The organism is Microbacterium sp. X-17, assembly GCF_039615055.1.
In genome coordinates, this window is the sequence record NZ_JBDHNI010000001.1 from 24,720 (window position 1) to 42,206 (window position 17,487).

Genomic DNA, 17,487 nt, shown 5'->3' on the forward strand with positions numbered 1-17,487 from the left:
GTTACGCGACCGTCGGGCCGAAGTGCTCGGGGAGCGTGGAGCGGTGGACCCCGCGCAGCTCCTCGATCCCGACGGTGAAGAGGTCCTGGACCTCCAGCACCGGCTGAGCGCCGACCTCGGCGTCGGTGACGCCGATGCGGAGCAGCGGCACGCCGCGTCCCTCGCAGAGCCCGCGGAACTTCACGTCGTCCTCGCGCGGCACCGAGACGATGACGCGGGCGGTGGACTCGCTGAACAGCGCGGTCGCGGCGTCCACGCCGTCGCGCTCCTGCACCTCGCCGAGCCAGACGCGGGCGCCGACGCCGAAGCGCATCACGCTCTCGGCCAGCGCCTGGGCGAGGCCGCCGTCCGCGAGGTCGTGCGCCGACGAGACGAGGCCCTCGACCGATGCCGCGTGCAGCGTCTCGGCCAGGGTGCGCTCCGCCGCGAGGTCGACCGCGGGCGGGCGGCCGCCGAGGTGGCCGTGGATCGTGCCGGCCCACGCGGAGCCGTCGAGCTCCTCGCGGGTGATGCCGAGCAGGTAGATGTTCTCGCCCTCGTCCTGCCAGCCGGCCGGGATGCGGCGGGCGACGTCGTCGATCACGCCGAGCACACCGACGACCGGCGTCGGGAAGATCGGGGTGTCGCCGGTCTGGTTGTAGAACGACACGTTGCCGCCGGTGACCGGGATCTCCAGGTCCAGGCAGGCGTCGGAGAGGCCCTCCACCGCCTGCGAGAACTGCCACATGACCTCGGGGTTCTCCGGGCTGCCGAAGTTGAGGCAGTCGGTGACCGCGGCGGGCACGGCGCCGGAGGCCGCCACGTTGCGGTAGGCCTCCGCGAGCGCCAGCTTGGCGCCCTGCTTCGGGTCGAGCTGGCAGTACCGGCCGTTGGCGTCGGTCGCGATCGCGAAGCCGAGGCCGCTCTCCTCATCCACGCGGATCATGCCGGAGTCGTCCGGGAAGGAGAGCGCGGTGTTGCCGCCCACGAAGTAGTCGTACTGGTCGGTGATCCAGCTCTTGTCGGCCAGGTTGGCGCTGCCGAGGAGGGCGAGCACCTGCTCGCGCAGCTCGTCGCCCGTTGACGGGCGCGCCAGGACGGCGGCGGTGTCGGCCTGGAGGGCGTCGATCCAGGTGGGGTAGGCGACCGGGCGCTCGTACACCGGGCCGTCGACCGCGACGGTGCGCGGGTCGACGTTGACGATCTCCTCGCCCTTCCAGTTGATGACGAGGCGGCCGGTCTCGGTGACCTCGCCCAGCACGCTGGTCTCGACGTCCCACTTGGCGGTGACGGCGAGGAAGGCGTCGAGCAGCTCGGGCTTGACGACCGCCATCATGCGCTCCTGGCTCTCGGACATGAGGATCTCCTCCGCCGTGAGCGTGGGGTCGCGCAGCAGGACCTTGTCGAGCTCGACGAACATGCCGCCGTCGCCGTTGGAGGCGAGTTCGCTGGTCGCGCACGAGATGCCCGCGGCGCCGAGGTCCTGAATGCCCTCCACGAGCTTGTCGCGGAACAGCTCCAGACAGCACTCGATGAGCACCTTCTCGGCGAACGGGTCGCCGACCTGCACGGCCGGGCGCTTGGTCGGCCCGCCCGCGGAGAACGTGTCGGAGGCCAGGATGCTCGCGCCGCCGATGCCGTCGCCGCCGGTGCGGGCGCCGAACAGGACGACCTTGTTGCCCGCGCCGGACGCGTTGGCGAGGTGGAGGTCCTCGTGGCGCAGCACGCCGACCGAGAGCGCGTTGACCAGCGGGTTGCCCTGGTACACGGAGTCGAAGTACGTCTCGCCGCCGATGTTCGGGAGGCCGAGGCAGTTGCCGTAGAACGAGATGCCGGAGACGACGCCGTGGACGACGCGGGCGGTGTCCGGGTCGTCGATGCGGCCGAAGCGGAGCTGGTCCATGACGGCGACCGGGCGCGCGCCCATCGAGATGATGTCGCGGACGATGCCGCCGACGCCGGTCGCGGCGCCCTGGAACGGCTCGATATACGACGGGTGGTTGTGCGACTCCACCTTGAAGGTGACCGCCCAGCCCTCGCCGACATCCACGACGCCCGCGTTCTCGCCCATGCCCACCATGAGGTTCTTCTTCATCGCGGGCGAGACCTTCTGGCCGAACTGGCGCAGGTAGATCTTGGACGACTTGTAGGAGCAGTGCTCCGACCACATCACCGAGTACATCGCCAGCTCGCCCGAGGTGGGGCGGCGGCCGAGGATCTCGCGGATCTGCGCGTACTCGTCCTCCTTGAGGCCGAGCGCCGCGTACGGCTGCTCCTTCTCCGGAGTCGCGGCGGCGTTCGCGACGGTGTCGACGACATGCTGGACGGTGGTGTCGGTCACGCGGGCACTCCAGGCTGCTGGCGGTGGCGGGGGATGGGGTCCAGTCTACCGGGGGTCAGGGGTGCGCTGTCCCGGGCGAGTGGCAGGATGTGGAGAGGTGCCGTTGTGCACATCCCGCTGCCGGAGGAAAGGCACACCCATGCAGATCCCACGACCGTCGCAGGAGACGATGGAGCTGTTCCGCTCGGTGGTGCCCGACGCTCCCGGCGTCGAGGTCAAGCCGATGTTCGCCAACCTGGGCGCGTTCGTGAACGGCAACATGTTCGCCGGGCTGTTCGGCGAGAGCGTCGGCGTGCGGCTGCCCGACGACGCGGTGCGGAAGGAGTTGCAGGCGATCGACGGCACCGGACCGTACGGACCGGCCGAGCGACCGATGGGCGGCTACGTCTCCCTCCCCGACGCCTGGCGCGACGACCCCGACCGCCTCCGCGAGTGGATCGGCGTCGCACTGGAGCAGGTCGGGCGCATGCCGCCGAAGGAGAAGAAGCCGCGCAAGCCCCGCGCCCCCAAGCCCTGATTCGGAAGCTCGAAGGGCACGTAAACGCCCCCAAAACCGCGTTTTAAGGGCGCTTACGTGCCCTTCGGCGCGGGCGGCTACGCGGTCGGGACCGCCGCGCGGGTGAGCTGGTCGACGTCCCGTGCCGCGCCCTGGTCCGCGGACAGCGTCATCGCGGCGTACGCCCGCAGCGCCGCCGACACCGGCCGCTCCCGGTCCAGCGGACGGAACCCGCGGCCCGATGCGAGCGCCTCCCGCCGCGCGTCGAGCTCGGCGTCCGGGACCTCCAGCCGGATGCTGCGCGCGGCGACGTCGATCGTGATCGTGTCGCCGTCCTCCACCAGCGCGATCGCGCCGCCGGCCGCCGCCTCGGGCGAGACGTGCCCGATCGACAGGCCCGACGTCCCGCCGGAGAACCGGCCGTCCGTGATGAGCGCGCACTTCGCTCCGAGCCCGCGGCCCTTCAGGAACGACGTCGGGTACAGCATCTCCTGCATCCCCGGCCCGCCGCGCGGACCCTCGTAACGGACGACCACCACGTCGCCGGCCTGCACGCGCTTGGTCAGGATGGCGTCCACCGCCTCCTCCTGCGACTCGACCACCACGGCCGGGCCGGAGAAGACCAGGATGCTCGGGTCGACGCCCGCGGTCTTCACCACCGAGCCGTCCGGCGCGAGGTTGCCGCGGAGGATGGCGAGGCCGCCGTCCGCCGAGTGCGCGTGGGCGACATCCCGGATCACACCGGTCGCGCCGTCGGTGTCCAGCGACTCCCAGCGCTCGGACTGCGACGACGCCTGCGCAGAGCGCACTCCGCCGGGGGCGGCGTGGAAAAGTTCGATCGCCTCGGGCGTGGCCGAGCCGCCGCGGATGTCCCAGTCCGCCAGCCACTCCTCCAGCGACGCGGCGTGGATGCTGTGCACCCCGCGGTCGAGCAGGCCGGCGCGGTCGAGCTCGCCGAGCAGCGCGGGGACGCCGCCCGCGCGGTGCACGTCCTCCACCAGCGCCGCGCCGTTGGGCGCGACCTTGCTGAGGCACGGGACGCGGCGGGACAGCCGGTCGATGTCGTCCAGGTCGTAGTCGATGCCGCCTTCGCGGGCGGCCGCGAGCAGGTGCAGGATCGTGTTGGTCGAGCCGCCCATCGCGATGTCGAGCGCCATCGCGTTGCCGAAGGCCTCCCGGGTCGCGATCGAGCGGGGGAGCACGGACGCGTCCTCGCCGTCGTAGTAGCGGTGCGCGAGCTCGACGGCGGTCGCGCCCGCCTTCTCGTAGAGCGCGCGGCGAGCGGTGTGGGTGGCGAGCGTCGAGCCGTTGCCCGGGAGGCCGAGGCCCAGCGCCTCGACCAGGAAGTTCATCGAGTTCGCCGTGAACATGCCCGAGCACGAGCCGCAGGTCGGGCAGGCGGCCTCCTCGACCCGCAGCAGGTCCTCGTCGGACACCGCGTCGTTGGCGGAGTCGGCCATCGCGGAGATGAGGTCGAGCTTGCGGACCGTGCCGTCCACGAGCACCGTGCGGCCGCCCTCCATCGGGCCGCCGGAGACGAACACGGTCGGGATGTTGAGGCGCAGCGCGGCCAGCAGCATCCCGGGCGTGATCTTGTCGCAGTTCGAGACGCAGACCAGCGCGTCCGCGCAGTGGGCGTTCACCATGTACTCGACGGAGTCGGCGATCAACTCGCGCGACGGCAGCGAGTACAGCATCCCGCCGTGGCCCATCGCGATCCCGTCGTCCACCGCGATCGTGTTGAACTCGCGCGGGATGCCGCCTGCGGCCTGCACGGCCTGCGACACGATGCGGCCGACCGGCTGGAGGTGGGTGTGGCCGGGGACGAACTCGGTGAAGCTGTTCGCGACGGCGACGATCGGCTTGCCGAAGTCCTCGCGGGCGACGCCGGCGGCGCGCAGCAGTGCGCGGGCGCCGGCCATGTTGCGGCCGTGGGTGACAGTGCGGGAGCGGAGAGCGGGCATCCTCCCATCGTGCGGGCGTCGCGCTCCGGCCGGAAGGCGGCGCTGATACTAGTAGTGGGAGCACTAGTATCGAGCGCGTGACCGAACAGGACGACCGCCGCGCCGAGCTGGGACGCTTCCTGCGCAGCCGCCGCGAGCAGGCGCCGCGGACGGAGTACGGCCTCCCGCCGGTCGGGCGCTCGCGCGACGTCGGGCTGCGCCGCGAGGAGGTCGCCTACCTGTCCGGTGTGAGCGTCACCTGGTACACGTGGCTGGAGCAGGGCCGGCAGATCAACCCGTCCCGCTCGGTGCTCGACGCGGTCTCGCGGACGCTGCGGCTGACGCCGCCCGAGCACGAGTATCTGCTGTCGCTCGCGGGCTTCGGCCTCCCGTCGCTCGTCCCGACCCGGCCGGTGGAGGACGCCCCGGCGCACGTGCAGCGCCTCCTCGACGCGCTCGGTGCGAACCCGGCCTTCGCCCTCGCACCGGACTGGGGGATTGCGGGCTGGAACGCCGCCTACGCGGACCTGTACCCGAACGTCGCGCACGTGGCGCGCGAGGACCGCAACCTCCTCTGGCTGGTCTTCACCGACCCGGCCGTGCGCGAGCTGCTGCCCGACTGGGAGGAGACGAGTGCGCGCTTCCTGGCGGAGTTCCGGGCGGAGACGGGCACGCGGGCCGGTGACCCGGCCGTCCGCGCGCTGGTCGAGCGGCTGCGGGAGGCCAGCCCCGCCTTTCGCGCGGCGTGGGAGCGCTACGACATCCGCGGCTTCGCCTCCCGCGAGCGCCGCTTCCGCCACCCGCGCCGCGGCCCGGTCACCCTAGAGCACCACCAGCTCACCCCCACCGACCACCCCGACCTGCGCCTGGTCGTCTACACCGCCGAGACGTGACTAATCGCGGGAATCGCTCGGGCCATTCCCGTGATTAGTCACGTCTCGGCGGGCGGTTACGCCTCGACCAGGGCCGAGCGGATGACGCTCGTGAAGAAGGTGAGCCCGTCGACACCCGAGCGCATGGCCGCCGCCGTGTCGGGACCGAAGCCCGCTTCGACCGCGTGCTCCGGGTGCGGCATCAGGCCGACCACGTTGCCGCGCTCGTTGCGGACGCCCGCGATGTCGTCCAGTGAGCCGTTGGGGTTCACGCCGGCGTAGCGGAAGACGACGAGTCCCTCGCCCTCCAGCCGCTTCAGCTCCTCGGCCGAGGCGATGAAGCCGCCCTCGCCGTTCTTCAGCGGGATGACGATCTCTTGGCCCCGCTCGAAGCCGTTGGTCCACGGGGTGTCCGCGTTCTCGACGATCAGGTGCTGGTCGCGGCGGATGAAGTTGCCGTGGTCGTTCCGGATGAGGCCGCCGGCGACGAGGTGCGCCTCGGCGAGCATCTGGAAGCCGTTGCAGATGCCGAGCACCGGCATCCCCTTGCCCGCCGCGTCAACGACCTCGGTCATGATCGGCGAGAGGGAGGCGATGGCGCCGCACCGCAGGTAGTCGCCGTAGCTGAACCCGCCCGGGAGGACGAGCGCGTCGACGCCCTGGAGGTCATGGTCGCCGTGCCAGAGCGCGACCGGCTCGGCGCCGGCGATGCGGACGGCGCGCAGTGCGTCCCGGTCGTCCAGCGAGCCGGGGAAGGTGATGACGCCGATGCGCATCAGGCGTCCTCGCCCGGGTAGTGGATGCCCACCACGTCCTCGATGACCGAGTTGGAGAGGATCTCGGAGGCGATCTCGGCGACCGCGGCCTTGATCTCGTCGTCGATCGGGCCGTCGACGGTCAGCTCGAACCGCTTGCCGACGCGGACTCCCGAGAACTCGCCCTTGCCGATGCGCGCGAGGGCGCCGGCAACGGCCTTCCCCTGCGGGTCGAGCAGCTCAGCCTTGGGCATGACTTCCACAACGATCGTCGACAAAGGGTGATCTCCGCTCCACTCGCGCATCCGGGCCACAGCGATTCTACCGTGGGGCGGAGGCGCCTCGGTCCGCGCGGGCGGTCCGGGCGGCGAAGGCGAGCGCGCGCCCGGCGAGCGCGGCGTCGAGGCGCGCGAACAGGGCGGCGGAGGCGGCGCCCGGCCAGTCAGCGGGGAGGGCTGCGGCGGGGAGGCCGGGGTCGCGGTACGGGATGACGCGCCACTCGTCCAGGAGGCGGATCCACAGGGCGAAGGCGTCGCGGTCGTCGGCCGGCGCCTCCGCGTCCTGGAAGCGGGCGAGGAAGGCGTCGTGGAGGGTGCGGATGGCCGGGAGGTCGTACCAGCGGGCGAGGGCCGACGGCAGGTCCGGGGTGGCGGGGGTGTCCGCCAGGTGCGCGCCGGTGAACAGGTCGGCACCGAACGCATGCGCAACCTCCGCGAGCTCGGCCTCCAGGGCGTCCGGCCCGATCCACAGTCCGTCCGCGACCGTCCCGCAGCCGAGCGCGGCGAGCGTCCGCCGCAGGCGGTGACGCTGCGAGCGCTGGTGCTCGGGGAACGAGAACGACACCAGGCACCAGGAGGCCGGCGCGGCGCGCTCGCCGAAGATGCGCGCGTCCCCGCGCTCCAGCATCGGCACCGCGGCCGGGTCGAGCGCGTAGCCCGCGACCCCGTCCCGCGGCTCGCGCACCAGCACGCCCCGCGCGCACAGCCGCGCCAGGCTGGAACGCGCGGTCGTCGCCGGCACGCCGAGGGCGGCCATCAGCTCTACCGCTCCGGCGGAGCTCATCCAGCCGCCGAGCGGCCGCAGGGTGCTGCCGACGACGGTGCGGAGCATGGCGGTGGCGGAGCCGCTGCTGGCTTCGAGGTCCTCCCGCACCTCCCGCACCCCCACCTGGCCGCTCATTCCGTGATCAGCTCGCCCAGCACATCCCGCACCGCCGCCAGCCCGACCGCGACCTCCTCGAAGCTCGTGCTCAGCGGCGACAGCCCGATGCGGAGGCCGTCCGGGTCGCGGTAGTCGGGGATCACGTCGCGCTCCCACAGCCGCGCCGTGACCTCCCGCATCGCCGGGTGGCTGAGGGTGACGTGCCCGCCGCGCTGCGACGGGTCGCGCGGACTGGCGAGCGTGACGCCGAGCGGCGTCAGCCACGTGTCGGCGAGCCGGACGGCGAACGACGTGAGTGCGACCGACTTCGCGCGCACCGCGTCGATCCCGCACTCCGCGATCATCGCGACGGTGTCCTGCAGGGCGAGCATCCCCACGATCGGCGGCGTGCCGGAGATGAAGCGGCGGACGCCGTCGGCGGGCTGGTACTCCGGCCCCATCAGGAAGACGTCGCGCACGCCCATCCAGCCCTGGATCGGCTGCACGAGCCGGCGCTGGAGGCGGCTGTTCACGTAGCCGAACGCGGGCGAGCCCGGGCCGCCGTTCAGGTACTTGTAGGTGCAGCCGACGGCCAGGTCGGCGTCCCACTCGTCCAGCTCGACGGGCACCGACCCGGCGGAGTGGCAGAGGTCCCACAGCACGAGCGCTCCCGCGTCGTGGACGATGCGCGTGATCGTGCGGGCGTCGGCGAGGAACCCGGAGCGGTACGCGACGTGGCTGAGCACGACGAGCGCCGTGCGCGGTCCGACCGCCGCCGCGACCTGCTCGGGAGTCACGCCGGACTCGGTGTCCGCCTCGATCCAGACCAGGGAAAGGCCGCGCTCGCGCGCGATGCCGTCGAGCACGTAGCGGTCGGTCGGGAAGTTGTCGGTGTCGAGGACGATCTCGCTGCGCTCGGGCAGGGAGTCGACGGCGGCGCGCGCGAGCTTGTAGAGGAGCACGGTCGTGGAGTCGCCGATGAACGCCTGCCCGGCCGCGGCCCCGAGCGCGGTCTCGCCGAGCGTGTCGCCGATCCGGAACGGCAGCTCCATCCACTCCTCGTCCCAGCCGCGGATCAGCCGGCCTCCCCAGCCGTCCACGAGGAACCGCTGGATGCGCTCGACGCTCGCCCGCACGGGGCGCCCGAGGGAGTTGCCGTCGAAGTACGCGAGGACCGGGGAGGCCGAGCCGAGGTCGGTGCCGACGCCCACGAACCGGTCGCGGTACGCGGCGAGCGGGTCGGCCTCATCGAGGGCGCGGGCGGCGGCGAGGGGATCGCCGGCGAGGGTGTCGGCGTCGGCCGCCGCGGCCTCGTCGTCGAGCGGGTCGTAGGCGAAGAGGTCCTCGGGGATGTCGGTCATGGGGTCTCCTGTCGAAGCGGTCGGGAGGGGAGGAGGTCGGGGATGCGGACGCCGCGGGCGGTGGCCAGCCAGGCGGGCAGGTCGCGGTCGTCGGCGGGCGGCGGGGTGGGGACCCAGGCGACGCGAGGGCCGAGGGAGGCCGTCGGGCCGCCCGCGATCGTGCGCACGAGCGCCGCGCCGGTCAGTCCGGCCTCCTGCAGCGCGGCGAGCTCGCGTGCGTTCACGCCGACGGGGAGGTCGCCGTTGCCGAGGTCGGTGCCGTACAGCACGCGTCCGCCCGCGGCGGCGAACCGACGGAGGTTGTCGACGGCGATGCGGTGGTGCTCGGTGGGGGTGCCCCAGCCGTGGATGTCCAGGGTGCTGATCCAGGTCATCCCGCGGCGGACGGACTCCGCGACGAGCGCGTCGTCCAGCCGCTCGGTGAACGGGGTGTGCGCGAGCTGGTCGACACCGGCCGCCACCGCGCGGGCGGTCTGGCCTTCGCCCTGCACGTGCGCGACGACGGGGAGCCCTGCGGCGTGGGATTCCTCCACAATCGCGGCGAGCGTCGAGTTGTCCACGGTTTCGCCCGCGTCGCTGTTGAGGGCGACCTTGATGCGGGAGGCTCCCAGCATGAGCTGTTTCCGCACCGTGTCTCTGGCCTCGCGCGGGCCGCCGACCTCCGCCGCTGCGCCCTCCGGAGCCCATCCGGACGCCACCGGGTAGCCGCCGGGGGCGGTGACCAGCGCGCCCGCGATCGCGACCGCGGGTCGGCCCGGAAGGTCGGTGAGCCAGGAGGCCGCGACGCCCGGGATCCAGCCGAGGTCGACCGCGTGCGTGATGCCGCCGGCGAAGAGCGCGGCCGGGTCGGAGAGGCCGAGGTGCGTGTGGTGGTCGGTAAGTGAGGGGAAGAGGGTGCCGCCCAAATAGACCGGTGCGCGGGCGTCGGCGGGCGCGGGTACGAGGCGCTCGCCGACGACGTGGAACGTCGCCGGGCCGTCGAAGCCCGCGCCGCTCCAGACGGCGTCCACCCGGATGGCGCCGACCTGCGAGCGGTCGTCGCTCACTCCGGCGCCCCGATCTCCGTCCGCACGGCGAACAGCTCGGGGAAGAACGTCAGGTCGAGCGCCTTCTGCAGGAAGCTGACGCCGGTGGAGCCTCCGGTGCCGGTCTTCATGCCGATGGTGCGCAGCACGGTCTTGAGGTGGCGGAAGCGCCAGAGCTGGAAGTTGTCCTCCAGGTCCACGAACTCCTCGCACGCCTCGTACTCGCTCCAGTGCTCCGAGGCGTGCTCGTAGATGTCGCGGAACACCGGGACCAGCTCCGGGCTGAACACGTGGGCCTCCGTGACGTCCCGGTCGAGCACGGCCTGCGGCACGGCGTGCCCGGCGCGGGCCAGGTAGCGCAGGAACTCGTCGTACACGCTCGGCGCCTCCAGCAGCTCGGTGAGCAGCGCGAGCGCGCCGGGATCGTCGCGGAAGACCGACAGCATCCGCCGGTTCTTGTTGCCGAGGACGAACTCCACCGCGCGGTACTGGTACGACTGAAACCCTGACGAGTTGCCGAGGAAGCCGCGGAACTGGGCGTACTCGGTCGGCGTGAGCGTCGCCAGCACCGACCACTGCTCCGTCAGCGTCTTCTGGATGTGCTTGACGCGCGCGATCCGCTTGAGGGCCGGCTGCAGCTCGTCGGCGCGCAGCAGGTCGCGCGCCGACTCCAGCTCGTGCAGCACGAGCTTCAGCCAGAGCTCGGTGGTCTGGTGCTGGATGATGAACAGCAGCTCGTCGTGGTGCTCCGGCACGCTCACCGGCTTCTGGGCGCTGAGCAGGGTGCCGAGGTCGAGATACGACCCGTACGACATGCGCTCGCGGAAGTCCGTGACGATGTCCGGATCGAACTCGCGCGTGTTCTGGTTCGACGTCATGTTGCGATTCTGCGCCGATCGTCACGGAAGTGCAACAGCATCCTCGACGCCACGGCGCGGCACGCGGACGTTCGCTGTCGTTCACCGCCCGGTTACCTGGAGTTGCCGCCTCCGTCGTCGCCGGCTCCTACCGTCGTGCAGGGACTTCCTGCGGACGGGAGACGGGAATGGGCAGGCACTACGACCTCGCGATCGTCGGCGGAGGCATCGTCGGGCTCGGGCATGCGGTGGCGGCGCTGCGGCGCGGGCTGACCGTGGCCGTTGTGGATCGCGCCTCCAGCGTGGAGGGGTCCTCGGTCCGCGGCTTCGGACACCTCTGCATCACCGGCCAGGAGGGCGAGGCGAGGGCGTACGCCGAGCTCGGCCGCGAGCTCTGGCTGACGCTCGCCGTCGAGGCCGGATTCTGGCTCGGCGAGGCCGGCACGGTCGTCGTCGCTCAGGCGCCGGACGAGCTGGCCGTGCTGGAGGAGTTCCGCGACACCCGCGGCGGCCACGACGTGCGGATGCTGACCCCCGCCGACGTGCGCGAGCGTGTGCCCGTCGCCGACGGCGTCGCAGTCGGGGGCGCGTTCTTCCCCGCCGACCTCCAGGTCGACCCGCGGGAGGCCGCTCCGGCGATCGCGCGCTGGCTGGACGCGCACGGCGTCGACTTCTTCTGGCACACCACCGTGACCGGCGTCGAGACGGGCCGGGTGCACACGTCCCGCGGCCGGGTGTCCGCGGACGCCGTCGTGGTCGCCGTCGACCACGAGGTCGACCGGCTGTTCCCCGGCATCGCGGAGGCGCACGGCATCCAGCGCACCGGGCTCGACATGCTGCTCGTGGAGGCCGATTTCGACCGCCCCCTGACGGCGCCGGTGCTGACCGGACGGTCCCTGACGCGGGCCTCCGGGTTCGCGCGCGTCCCCGGCGTCGACGCGCTCCGGGAGCGGCTCGCCGCCGAGCGCCCGGACCTCGCCGCGTTCGACATCGACCAGGTGTTCGCGCAGCGGCCGGACGGCTCCGTCCTGCTCGGAGCGGCCAGGCGCAGCGGCGACGACGTGCCGCCGTTCCAGGCGGAGACCGCGTTCGAGCTGCTGCTGGACGGCGCGCGGGCGCTGTTCGGCCTCGGCCGGGTGCGCGTGCTGGAGCGCTGGCAGGGAGTCCACGCGACCGCCGCCGACGACTTCCTCGTGTCGTCCCCGGCGCCGTCCGTCCGCGTCGTCTCCGTGACCTCCGGCATCGGCATGACCACCGGGCTCGGGCTCGCCGACCGCGTGGTGGACGAGCTGTTCGCCACCGCGCCGGGAGTGCTGACCGCCGCCGCGGCCGCGCGCACACGCTGATCCTCGACACCGCCGACCGCCCACCGCACCCCTGCCGACCACCGAAGCTCCGCACAGAAAGGCACCGACCATGTCTCCTGAAGGCCTCATCACGAGCGAGTTCGACGACGCCGCCATCATCGACACCGAGGTCGACGCGGCCACGGTGGTCGCCGCCGACGCCGACGACCCGGACGACCTCGCGGACCTCGAGCTCGTCGTGCTCGACCTCGCGGGCACCACCGTCGTGGACGACGGCCTGGTCGAGCAGGCGTTCCTCCGCGCCGTCGACGCGGCCGGGCTGGCCGTCACCGACGACGAGCAGCGCCGCGCCCGGCGGTTCGCTCACGACACGATGGGCCAGCCGAAGATCGCTGTCTTCCGCGCGCTGGCCGACGACGAGGACCAGGCGGAGCACGCCAACGCCGTCTTCGAGTCCGCCTACGCCGAGCTCGCCGCCGACCAGGGCCTCCGCCCGGTGCCGGGCGCCGAGGACCTCATCCGCCGCCTCCGCTCGCTCGGCGTCGCCGTCGTGCTCACCACCGGCTTCTCCCGCGCGACGCAGGACACGGTGCTGGACGCTCTCGGCTGGCGCGACCTCGCCGACCTCACGCTGAGCGCGTCGGACGCCCGCCGCGGACGCCCCTACCCCGACCTGCCGCTCACGGCGCTGCTGCGCACCGGGGCGTCGAGCGTCGAGGGCATGGTCGTCGTGGGGGACACCGCGAGCGACATCGCGTCCGGCCTCGCCGCCGGCGCCGGCCTCGTCGTCGGAGTGCTGACCGGCGCCCACGACGAGAGGACGCTCACCGCCGCGGGCGCGGACGCGGTCATCGGGAGCGTCGCCGACCTGGCCGAGCTGCTCGGCCTGGACGCGCTGGAGCGCGCCGACGAGCTGGACGACGAGTTCGACGACCTGGACGAGCTGGACTTCGACGACGACCTCGACGCCGACGAGGCGGACGACCGGCGCACCCGTGACGAGGACGCCGACGACGACGAGGACGACCTGGACGAGGACGACGCGGAGGACGACCTCGACGCGGCCGCCACGCTCCCCGCCGCGCCGAAGGCCGCCCAGCGTGCAGCCGACCAGCCGGAGGGGCAGACCGGCCGGTGACGATCAAGGCAGTGACCCCGCGCGTCGTCGCGCCGCCCGCGAGCCTGGGGATGGGGGTGAGCGTGTACCCGTCGGCGACCGCGATGGTCTGGCAGGGCGTCGGCCACCGGCACGAGGCCGTGGCCGTCCCCGGCGTGCGGCTCGCGCCGGGCGACGTGCTCGTGGAGGTCGAGCTGGCGACGGTGTGCGGCTCGGACATCCACACGGCGCTGGGGCACCGCCTGGCGCCGACGCCGCTCGTGCTCGGTCACGAGCAGGTCGGCCGCGTCGTCGCGCTCGGCCGCGGCGGCGCGAAGACGACCGACGGGCATCGCGTCGCACTCGGCGAGCGCGTCGTGTGGTCCGTCGCCGTGCCGTGCGGACGCTGCGCGCGCTGCCGCCGCGGCCTCCCGCAGCGGTGCGTCAACCTCCAGAAGTACGGCCACGAGCGCATGCGGCGCGGCTGGGAGCTGTCCGGCGGCTTCGCGACCCACACGCACCTCCTCGACGGCACCTCGATCGTGGCGGCGCCGGAGGAGCTCCCCGCCGCCGTGCTCGCGCCCGCGTCCTGCACGACGGCGACCGTCGCCGCCGCACTGGAGGCCGCCTCCGCGATCGTCCCCCTCGACGGCGCGCTCGTGCTGATCACCGGCGCCGGGATGCTCGGCCTGACCGCGTCCGCGATGGCGACGGAGGCCGGTGCGAAGGTGGTCGTCAGCGACCCGATCCCCGAGCGCCGGGAGGCCGCCCTCCTGTTCGGGGCCGCCGCCGTCGCCGACCCGCGCGCCGCGCCGGACTCCCGCACCGGCCTGGCGGCGGCCCTGACGAAGGCGGGCGGCCGGGCGTCCGCGCCCACGATCGCCCTGGAGTTCTCCGGCAATCCGTCCGCCGTGCGGTCGCTGCTGCCGGTCGTCGACGTCGGCGGGGTGCTGGTCCTGGCCGGCTCGCTCTCGGACGGCCCGGAGCTGCCGCTCGTCCCGGAGCAGCTGGTCCGGCGCCTCCTCACCGTCCGCGGCGTCCACAACTACGCGCCGAGACACCTGGAGCAGGCGGTCCGCTTCCTGGCGGAGGCGGGCACGACGTACCCCTTCGCGGAGCAGGTGGGCGCCGTGTTCCCGCTCGCGGAGGTGGATGCCGCGCTGACGGCGACCGGGCACCCCCGGGTGGCGGTGCGGCCGAGCTGACTTCCTGAGCGTTCTCACATCTAAGGCTGCCTATCCTGGGAGCCGCCCGACCGTGAGGACCCCCGTGATCGAGACCCCCGTCGCCCCGACCGCAGCCCAGCATGCGCCCGCAGCGCCGCCTCCCCGTGCGCCCAGCCGCGCCATCAGCGCCCTGATCTTCTCGAGCCGCTGGCTGCAGGCGCCGCTCTACCTCGGGCTCATCGTCGCCCAGGCGGTGTACGTCTACGTCTTCGTCGTGGAGCTCTGGCACCTCACCGAGAAGGTGATCTCCGACCCGAGCCACGTGGACGAGGCGTACGTCATGCTCGCCGTGCTCGGGCTGATCGACGTCGTGATGATCGCCAACCTGCTGATCATGGTCATCATCGGCGGCTACGAGACGTTCGTCTCCCGCGTCAACGTGCAGGGCCATCCCGACCAGCCGGAGTGGCTGTCGCACGTCAACGCCAACGTGCTGAAGGTGAAGCTGGCGATGGCGATCATCGGCATCTCCTCCATCCACCTGCTGAAGACTTTCATCGCGGTCGGCGACCTCGGCGCCTCCAACGGCGGGTCGATCGACGGGGAGCGGTACACGTCGCTCGGCGTGTTCTGGCAGGTGGTCATCCACTGCGTCTTCATCGCCTCGGCGGTCGCGCTCGCCGCCATCGACCGGATGTCGAAGCCGCGGGTGCGCGCCGAGCACTGACCCCCACGGCCGTGGCATCGTAGGGGGATGGCCACCGACCCGTTCGCCCGCTTCTTCGAGCTGCTGCGCGCGCTTCCCGAGCCGGACGACGCCGAAGCCCTGTACGGCGACGATCCGGAGGGCCGGCGCCGCGAGCGCAACCTGCGACGGTACTTCGCGATGCCGCACGCGTCGGTCCTGCTGCTGGGCGAGGCGCCGGGCTGGCGCGGGATGACGGTGACCGGCGTCCCGTTCGTGTCGGTGCGGGAGGCCGAGGCCGGGGTGGTCCCCGGACTGGAGCTGCCCGCGCATCCGCAGGCGCCGTGGGAGGCCTCCAGCCGGGTCGTCTGGGCGACGCTGCAGGACTGGCGCGGCCCGGTGCCGCTGTCGTGGCCGGTCTACCCGCTCCACCCGTTCGTCGCGGGCACGCCGCACAGCAACCGCACGCCGAGGCCCGCCGAGGTGCGGGCGGGAGCGCCGGTCGCGCTGGAACTGATCCGCGCGCTGGAGATCGAGACGGTCGTGGCGGTGGGCAGGAAGGCGCAGGGCGCGATCGCGACGGCGGGACTGGAGGCGCCGGCGATCCGGCATCCCGCGCAGGGCGGCGCGACGCTGTTCGCGGAACAGCTCATCGAGCTGAACCGGGCGCTGCAACTCTGAGCGCTCCCGCCCGCCTCAGCGGCCGGTCCGCTTGTGCTCCTGCGCCGTCACGTCGTCGATGCTGTCGATCGCGTCGCGGAGCCGGTCGAGGAACCGGATGACCGCGCGGGACTCGTCGTCGTCCAGCGTCGCGGCCACATCGACCAGCTCCTCCCGGACGTCGCCGAGGATCGCGCGGTGGATCTCGTCGACAGGCACCGCGGGCACGATGATCAGCGCCCGGCGGTCGAACGGGCTGGGCTCGCGGCGGATGTGGCCGGCCTTCTCGAGCCGGTCGAGCAGCACCGTGACGGACGAGCTCTGGATGCCGAGGTAGTCGCCGAGCTCCTTGGGTCCGACCGCGATGCCGCGCTCCCGGGCGCGCAGCAGGTAGCGGAGCGCCGAGATGTCGTTGACCGTGAGGTTCATGCTCTTCTCGGAGCGGCGCTGCATCGCCGACTCGGCGACCAGGTAGCTGCGGAGGCCTTCGAGGACCTCCAGCGCGCGCCGACGATCCGCGCCCGGGCCTCCGGACGCGGATGGGGTGGAATCGGGTCTGCCCGTCGCCATGCTGTCGATGATAATCCTGCGGACCGGCGCGACGCGTCAGACCACGAGGGGTTCGGCGCGCTGCGGGGAGAAGTAGAGGCCGCTCGCGCGCGACGACTGGTCGGCGAGCGTGTTCAGCCACTGCTCGTCGAGCCGCTCGGGAGTGGGGGACAGGAACTCGTAGCGGAGCGGGATGGCGTTGTCGATCCAGATCGCGTGGCGACCGATCGGCTCGGCCTCGTCGGGATTCCAGGACAGCAGGAACGGCTCCCGTCGGCGGAGCTTCATGGTGATGACGGCCTGCAGGTGCGCGAGCGCGCGGTCGTCGAACTCGAACGACTGGCCGTCGTAGATCAGGGCGCCCATCGTCGTCTCCTTCCACTGGGGCGTGTGAGCTTGGAACGATCATAGCGCTAGCTAGATCATCTAGCTATCCGGTTATCGGAATATTTTTTCACCGCAAGTTGGAGCCCCTATCCGGCCGCAGGTGCTGCGTAGCTAGTCCACCTAGTTACATTGGCCCATTGCCGTCCGGCGACTAAGCAGCGGATCGTGACAACGACCGATCGCCGGGCGCTTGACTCCGAAAATGCCCCTGGCGTACTATTCCACACGGAATAATCCTTTCCGATCATCCATCCCACCGAAAGCGTCTGCCCGAGAAGCCATGCCCCACTCCCCGACCCTCACGCCGCTCGCCGTCGCAGCGCTCGCGCTGCTCGCCGAGGGGCCGACGCACCCGTACGAGATGTATCAGACGCTCGTGCTGCGCTCGGAGGACCGGCTCGTCAAGGTGCGGCCGGGCTCGCTCTACCACACGGTCGACCGCCTGGCCCGGCAGGGGCTCGTGCGCGCGACCGGAACCGAGCGCGAGGGCAACCGCCCGGAGCGCACCACCTACGAGATCACCGAGGAGGGCACCCGGGCGCTCGGCGAACGCGTCGCGGACATCATCGCGACCCCGGTCAACGAGTTCCCCGAGTTCCCGCTCGGACTCGGGGAGGCGCACAACCTCCCGGTGGACACCGTGATCGACCTCCTGCGCAACCGTGTCGGCCTCATGCGCGCCGACATCGCCCTCCTCGACGACGGGATCCACCGGGTCCGCGCGAAGGGGCTGCCCGAGAAGTACTGGCTCGACGTGCGGTACCTGCGCACGACGGCGGAGGCCGAAGCCGCCGCCCTCGAAGCCCTCATCGACGACCTCGCCTCCGGAGCCATCTCCTGGGACGAGGAGAAGCAGCACTGAGAGAAA

At 72.5% G+C, this 17,487-nt stretch carries 18 protein-coding genes; 8 read left to right on the forward strand and 10 right to left on the reverse strand.

Features of this window, described 5'->3' with window-relative positions:
- Position 1 precedes the first annotated feature (1 nt).
- A complete protein-coding gene (gene purL / locus ABCS02_RS00125; RefSeq protein WP_345833580.1) occupies positions 2-2,320 on the reverse strand; it encodes a phosphoribosylformylglycinamidine synthase subunit PurL in 2,319 nt (772 codons plus the stop codon).
- A gap of 139 nt (positions 2,321-2,459) precedes the next feature.
- Between purL and ABCS02_RS00130 the strand changes: the two genes are divergently transcribed.
- The gene (locus ABCS02_RS00130) at positions 2,460-2,837 is read left to right on the forward strand and encodes a TfoX/Sxy family protein (protein WP_345833581.1); all 378 of its coding nucleotides are present in this window, start codon (positions 2,460-2,462) and stop codon (positions 2,835-2,837) included.
- A gap of 77 nt (positions 2,838-2,914) precedes the next feature.
- Here ABCS02_RS00130 and ilvD read toward each other — a convergent pair whose 3' ends face one another.
- The gene (gene ilvD, locus ABCS02_RS00135; protein ID WP_345833582.1) at positions 2,915-4,780 is read right to left on the reverse strand and encodes a dihydroxy-acid dehydratase; all 1,866 of its coding nucleotides are present in this window, start codon (positions 4,778-4,780) and stop codon (positions 2,915-2,917) included.
- A gap of 77 nt (positions 4,781-4,857) precedes the next feature.
- On the opposite strand from ilvD, the gene ABCS02_RS00140 reads away from it, so the two are divergent.
- On the forward strand, positions 4,858-5,652 hold the full coding sequence (locus tag ABCS02_RS00140; protein ID WP_345833583.1) for a helix-turn-helix transcriptional regulator: 795 nt from the start codon (positions 4,858-4,860) through the stop codon (positions 5,650-5,652).
- Between the two features lie 56 nt (positions 5,653-5,708).
- Here ABCS02_RS00140 and purQ read toward each other — a convergent pair whose 3' ends face one another.
- From purQ to kynA, 6 genes are read right to left on the reverse strand one after another with little or no spacing between them, the layout of a single operon-like run.
- Positions 5,709-6,407: a phosphoribosylformylglycinamidine synthase subunit PurQ gene (gene purQ, locus ABCS02_RS00145; protein WP_345833584.1), complete on the reverse strand. Its 699-nt coding sequence runs from the start codon at positions 6,405-6,407 to the stop codon at positions 5,709-5,711.
- Positions 6,407-6,664, reverse strand: coding sequence for a phosphoribosylformylglycinamidine synthase subunit PurS (purS, locus tag ABCS02_RS00150; protein WP_345833585.1), 258 nt, complete (start codon positions 6,662-6,664; stop codon positions 6,407-6,409). The genes purQ and purS overlap by 1 nt, the downstream gene beginning before the upstream one ends.
- 43 nt (positions 6,665-6,707) lie before the next feature.
- Positions 6,708-7,565 carry a PaaX family transcriptional regulator C-terminal domain-containing protein gene (locus tag ABCS02_RS00155; protein ID WP_345833586.1) on the reverse strand — a complete coding sequence of 286 codons (858 nt, stop codon included), beginning with the start codon at positions 7,563-7,565 and terminating at the stop codon, positions 6,708-6,710.
- Positions 7,562-8,887, reverse strand: coding sequence for an aminotransferase class V-fold PLP-dependent enzyme (locus tag ABCS02_RS00160; RefSeq protein WP_345833587.1), 1,326 nt, complete (start codon positions 8,885-8,887; stop codon positions 7,562-7,564). The genes ABCS02_RS00155 and ABCS02_RS00160 overlap by 4 nt, the downstream gene beginning before the upstream one ends.
- Positions 8,884-9,933: a hypothetical protein gene (locus ABCS02_RS00165; RefSeq protein ID WP_345833588.1), complete on the reverse strand. Its 1,050-nt coding sequence runs from the start codon at positions 9,931-9,933 to the stop codon at positions 8,884-8,886. The genes ABCS02_RS00160 and ABCS02_RS00165 overlap by 4 nt, the downstream gene beginning before the upstream one ends.
- A complete protein-coding gene (kynA, locus tag ABCS02_RS00170) occupies positions 9,930-10,790 on the reverse strand; it encodes a tryptophan 2,3-dioxygenase (protein ID WP_345833589.1) in 861 nt (286 codons plus the stop codon). Before kynA ends, ABCS02_RS00165 begins: the two co-directional genes overlap by 4 nt.
- Before the next feature lie 167 nt (positions 10,791-10,957).
- Here kynA and ABCS02_RS00175 point away from each other — a divergent pair, with 167 nt between their 5' ends.
- From ABCS02_RS00175 to ABCS02_RS00195, 5 genes are all read left to right on the forward strand, one after another.
- Complete coding sequence (locus ABCS02_RS00175; protein WP_345833590.1) at positions 10,958-12,115, forward strand: TIGR03364 family FAD-dependent oxidoreductase; 1,158 nt, start codon at positions 10,958-10,960, stop codon at positions 12,113-12,115.
- A gap of 70 nt (positions 12,116-12,185) precedes the next feature.
- Positions 12,186-13,214, forward strand: coding sequence for a phosphonatase-like hydrolase (locus tag ABCS02_RS00180; protein WP_345833591.1), 1,029 nt, complete (start codon positions 12,186-12,188; stop codon positions 13,212-13,214).
- Positions 13,211-14,377 (forward strand): alcohol dehydrogenase catalytic domain-containing protein, encoded by a 1,167-nt coding sequence (locus ABCS02_RS00185; RefSeq protein ID WP_345833592.1) that lies wholly within the window; start codon positions 13,211-13,213, stop codon positions 14,375-14,377. Before ABCS02_RS00180 ends, ABCS02_RS00185 begins: the two co-directional genes overlap by 4 nt.
- A gap of 64 nt (positions 14,378-14,441) precedes the next feature.
- Positions 14,442-15,065 carry a TIGR00645 family protein gene (locus ABCS02_RS00190; RefSeq protein WP_345833593.1) on the forward strand — a complete coding sequence of 208 codons (624 nt, stop codon included), beginning with the start codon at positions 14,442-14,444 and terminating at the stop codon, positions 15,063-15,065.
- A 27-nt stretch (positions 15,066-15,092) separates the two neighbouring features.
- Positions 15,093-15,704 carry a uracil-DNA glycosylase gene (locus tag ABCS02_RS00195; protein ID WP_345833594.1) on the forward strand — a complete coding sequence of 204 codons (612 nt, stop codon included), beginning with the start codon at positions 15,093-15,095 and terminating at the stop codon, positions 15,702-15,704.
- 15 nt (positions 15,705-15,719) lie between these two features.
- Here the strand turns inward: ABCS02_RS00195 and ABCS02_RS00200 are convergent, their stop codons facing one another.
- Positions 15,720-16,253, reverse strand: a complete 534-nt coding sequence (locus ABCS02_RS00200) for a MarR family transcriptional regulator (protein WP_345833595.1) — start codon at positions 16,251-16,253, stop codon at positions 15,720-15,722.
- 36 nt (positions 16,254-16,289) lie between these two features.
- Positions 16,290-16,598: a hypothetical protein gene (locus ABCS02_RS00205; RefSeq protein WP_345833596.1), complete on the reverse strand. Its 309-nt coding sequence runs from the start codon at positions 16,596-16,598 to the stop codon at positions 16,290-16,292.
- A 301-nt stretch (positions 16,599-16,899) separates the two neighbouring features.
- Here ABCS02_RS00205 and ABCS02_RS00210 point away from each other — a divergent pair, with 301 nt between their 5' ends.
- A complete protein-coding gene (locus tag ABCS02_RS00210) occupies positions 16,900-17,481 on the forward strand; it encodes a PadR family transcriptional regulator (RefSeq protein ID WP_345833597.1) in 582 nt (193 codons plus the stop codon).
- Positions 17,482-17,487: the final 6 nt, after the last annotated feature.